Source organism: Arthrobacter sp. 2MCAF15 (assembly GCF_052115605.1).
Lineage (GTDB): Bacteria > Actinomycetota > Actinomycetes > Actinomycetales > Micrococcaceae > Arthrobacter.
In genome coordinates, this window is the sequence record NZ_JBFRGZ010000058.1 from 1 (window position 1) to 483 (window position 483).

General features: G+C 59.0%; 1 rRNA gene. It reads left to right on the plus strand.

Annotated elements, in window-relative coordinates:
* Nucleotides 1-122, plus strand: a 16S ribosomal RNA gene (locus AB4089_RS22950); the annotation flags it as partial.
* Between the last annotated feature and the right edge of the window lie 361 nt (nt 123-483).

Here is a 483-nt window from a genome sequence, read left to right on the forward strand (position 1 = left end):
TAACACCCGAAGCCGGTGGCCTAACCCCTTGTGGGAGGGAGCTGTCGAAGGTGGGACTGGCGATTGGGACTAAGTCGTAACAAGGTAGCCGTACCGGAAGGTGCGGCTGGATCACCTCCTTTCTAAGGAGCACCTACAACCACCCTGCCCCGTGTATGCGGGTGTGGTGGGGTTGTCAGGAGTAACGCCCGTTGCGCAGACGWTTGTTCTGCGGCGGGTGCTCACGGGTGGAATATCARCAAATAGGTGCCTGGCGGCACGTGCCGGCAGTTAGTACGGATGGGGTCCCCTTGGGGTCCTTGTCCTGGAACGCTTGCCGGAATGGATTGCTGGGTAGTGTTTGGCACACTGTTGGGTCCTGAGGCAACAGGACCGGGGAGGGTGACTTTCCCGGGACTTGTGTTTCTGGTTTCCTGGCTGCACCGAGCACGCACAGTTGATGTGTGTGGGGTGTGTGGTACGGGGTTGTTGTTTGAGAACTAC